At 42.1% G+C, this 3,520-nt stretch carries 4 protein-coding genes; 3 read left to right on the plus strand and 1 reads right to left on the minus strand.

Features of this window, described 5'->3' with window-relative positions:
- Positions 1-9 precede the first annotated feature (9 nt).
- Positions 10-177 (plus strand): DUF6358 family protein, encoded by a 168-nt coding sequence (locus WBJ10_RS06630; protein ID WP_424288737.1) that lies wholly within the window; start codon positions 10-12, stop codon positions 175-177.
- A gap of 44 nt (positions 178-221) precedes the next feature.
- Here the strand turns inward: WBJ10_RS06630 and WBJ10_RS06635 are convergent, their stop codons facing one another.
- Complete coding sequence (locus WBJ10_RS06635) at positions 222-1,235, minus strand: dipeptide epimerase (RefSeq protein ID WP_424288734.1); 1,014 nt, start codon at positions 1,233-1,235, stop codon at positions 222-224.
- Between the two features lie 70 nt (positions 1,236-1,305).
- Between WBJ10_RS06635 and WBJ10_RS06640 the strand changes: the two genes are divergently transcribed.
- Together WBJ10_RS06640 and WBJ10_RS06645 are read left to right on the plus strand one after the other, a co-directional pair.
- Entirely contained in the window at positions 1,306-2,259 is a 954-nt protein-coding gene (locus tag WBJ10_RS06640) for a nitrilase family protein (protein WP_424288735.1), read from the plus strand.
- Positions 2,260-2,476: 217 nt separating this feature from the next.
- Positions 2,477-3,232 carry a DUF2490 domain-containing protein gene (locus tag WBJ10_RS06645; protein WP_424288736.1) on the plus strand — a complete coding sequence of 252 codons (756 nt, stop codon included), beginning with the start codon at positions 2,477-2,479 and terminating at the stop codon, positions 3,230-3,232.
- The last annotated feature ends 288 nt before the right edge of the window (positions 3,233-3,520 follow it).

Here is a 3,520-nt window from a genome sequence, read left to right on the forward strand (position 1 = left end):
CTGTTTAACATCTTTCTTAATATTGCTCTGATCGTACTGGTACTTTGTATTATTTGGTCTATCAAGAATAGCTTTTACCTCTATGCTATCGCTGCCACCCCGCCTTTTGCTATGCTTATATTTTTAAAGGTACGGCTTGCCAGGAGTGTAAGGGATATGACCAGTAAGAAAAAGTAAAAAAGAACCTCTAAAGCTTGGGGCCCTTAGCACTATGCTTACCGTTATCCTATTCTAACCCCTAAGCCAGGGTCATCATTCAACACCCACTTCCCATCTTTAAACTCAGGATCTTTATACGGGTTATTACTCGTGAGGAAAGGTCCATCCAGATCTGCCCAATCGCATAAGGGCGCTAACGCAGCAGCAGCCAGGGTTGCGCAGCTGGTTTCACTCATACACCCGATCATTACCTTCATTCCAAGCTCCTTTGCCTTCATGATCATGCGATGGCCTTCGTGCATCCCTCCGCTTTTCATCAGCTTCACATTAATTGCATGATAAACTCCTTTGGCCTTTGCTACATCCGCAAAGCGTTGAACCGATTCATCACCAACAATAGCTATCGGGCTGCGTTCGGTAATCCAGGCATTTGAATCAGGATCTTCTTTCGCCATAGGTTGCTCAATCAAAACGACGCCTTGTTCATGCAGCCAGTGCACCATCTCTAAGCCATGTTCTTTATTTGCCCAGCCCTGATTCGCATCCACAAACAATGGCTTATCTGTTGCCGACCTGATCGTATTGATCAATTCTTTGTCGTTATCGCGTCCAAGCTTTACTTTAATGATATGGCAATGTTCACCATGCTTTATTTTCTGTATTAACACCTCAGGTGTGTCAATGCCGAGCGTATAGGATGTTTCGGGCATTTTCGAAGGGTCAGTCCCGAAGAATTTATAGCAGGCCGTGTTTTCAATCTTACCTTTCAGATCGTGCAAGGCGATATCAATAGCAGCTTTAATATTAGGATTACCCGGTGCAATATTATCCAGATACGCAACCACTTCTTCAAAATCAAATGGGGCTTTCAGCCAGGAGAGATCAGCTTTGGACATAAATGCTGTAGCCGTCTCCATATTCTCGCCCATATAAGGCACCATAGAAGCTTCTCCAAGCCCGGTAAAACCCTCATGGCTAATCTCCATCAGCATAATGGGAGTCGACGTACGGGAGAACTTTGCAATAGTGAAAGGATGTTTTAAGGCTAGTTCGAACGGCTTATAGCTGATTTTCATAATCGTGATTAATGGTACTACGAAATAACAAAAATTATTACCTTCAATACGAATAAACATCAATCATTCGATGCAGAAAATAAAGATATCAACAGCGCAGTTCGAGAATAAGAGCGGTGACAAAGAATATAATTTGTCGGTAATAGACAAGCTAGCTAAAAAAGCAGCCAATGAAGGATCCGAAGTTATAGCATTTCATGAATGTTCTATAACCGGATACACTTTTGCGAGGAACCTTTCCAAAGAACAAATGGTGGAGCTGGCTGAGATTATCCCGGAAGGGCCAAGCATCATCAGGTTGCAAGGGATCGCAGCAAAGCATAATATCACTATACTCGCTGGGCTGTTTGAAAAGGAAAAAGATGATAGTTTGTATAAGGCCTATGTGTGTGTCGACAAAACCGGTCTGATTGCAAAACATCGGAAATTACATCCCTTCATTAATCCGCATTTAAACCCAGGAAATAGTTATACCGTATTTGAGATCCACGGTTGGAAATGCGGGATTTTGATCTGCTATGACAATAATGTGATAGAAAATGTACGGGCAACTGTATTATTGGGGGCTGATATTATTTTCATGCCCCACGTTACCATGTGCACACCTTCAACCCGGCCGGGAGCTGGCTTTGTTGATCCACTCTTGTGGGATAACCGGGAAAACGACCCGACATCGCTTCGCTTAGAGTTCGATAGTATGAAAGGCCGCGAATGGTTGATGAAATGGCTGCCTTCCCGCGCTTACGATAATGCCATCTACGCCATCTTCTCTAATCCAATTGGTATGGATGATGATCAGCTAAAAAATGGTTGCTCCATGATCATTGACCCTTTCGGGGATATTATAGCCGAATGCCGGACCTTTGAAGATTCAATTGTTACAGCTACCATCACTCCAGAGAAATTAACCCAGGCTGGCGGAAATCGTTACCTCAAAGCAAGACGGCCGGATTTGTATAGGGATATTCTGAGCCAGGAGCATGCACCGGAGTTGAAGGTTGTTTGGCTAGATGAGAAGAGTTGAAAGTGGAAATGAGATTATAGGCCTTCGACCGAAACCGCCTGTCCGGTAGGAAGGGATCTTAATTCCGCTGGGAAGGTAAGAAGGGAGGTTCCAGCTTCGCTGGAAAATCATAATTAAGTAACAATCCCATTAAAATACCCCTCTTCCTTTTAAATTTTTTAAAGATTCCATTAGATTGCGGGCATTTCTATTAAAGTCTTAACATATTTAATGCCACGTGAAAAGAACATTTTTGCTCCTGTTTTTAGTTTCAATTAGCCTCGTATCTTACTCCCAAAACACCAGAATAAAAGATAATAACAATATCGGCTGGTACGCTTTTATTGCATCATTAAAAATTGACGATAAATGGAGCCTTGCCGGAGAATTTCAATGGCGAAGAGATAACCTTATTTCTGACCCACAACAAAACTTATATCGGGTTGGGATAAACAGGCTTGTTTCCCCAGGTGTTAATATCCGTGCTGGCTATGCTCTGGCAGAGACTTTCAATTATGGTGATATTCCGCTAAATAATCTGGGGAAACAATTTACCGAACACCGGGCATATCAGATGCTCTTATTAAATAACAAATTCGGAATCGCGGAAAGTAATCATCGCTTTATACTTGAACAGCGCTGGGTTGGCAGATATAGCAACGCTTCTTTGGAAAAAGAAGATGAATATGTTTACACCAACAGACTCAGATATATGTATCGGGCACAAATTCCACTTAAGGGACGTGAAATGGCGGATAAAACACCTTACGCTGCTGTCTACGATGAAGTCTTTATGGGATTCGGTAAAAATGTTAATGAAAATGTTTTTGATCAGAATCGTTTAGGCCTTTTGCTTGGATATCGATTCTCTCCTAAAGTACGTGTAGAGGGAGGTTTTCTAAGCCAGATCGTCCAGCTAGGCCGGGAAGTTGAGGGAAGGAACGTTTTTCAATATAATAATGGACTGATAATTTCAACCAACTTGAGCTTCTAGGCCAACAATTTAAGGCAAACCGGGCTACCAGGCTTTGAGCAGAGAAAATTTATGGGTGAACGCTCAAAATGCCAGAGTAAATTAAACCCGGAAAATTACCAAATAGCAACAAAAGAAATCCCAATAAACAAAACGGGATTTAATACCTTTGCGCTCAATGCCACAAACACTTTACAAGCCTTTTGACAAGCTCAACTTTAGTAAGCAATACTGCTTTTTAAGTGGTGAGAAGCTGGAATCTTCTGATGAAGAGATTGCGGTTTTCCCCCTTTGGCTGATGAAGGAATA

It is taken from the genome of Daejeonella sp. (assembly GCF_049655485.1).
In the GTDB taxonomy this organism is placed as follows: Bacteria; Bacteroidota; Bacteroidia; order Sphingobacteriales; family Sphingobacteriaceae; genus Daejeonella.

Bases quoted from the DNA above. Each gene is read 5' to 3' on its own strand.
- WBJ10_RS06640 (WP_424288735.1), top strand. From the start codon at position 1,306: ATGCAGAAAATAAAGATATCAACAGCGCAGTTCGAGAATAAGAGCGGT.
- WBJ10_RS06635 (WP_424288734.1), bottom strand. From the start codon at position 1,235: ATGAAAATCAGCTATAAGCCGTTCGAACTAGCCTTAAAACATCCTTTC.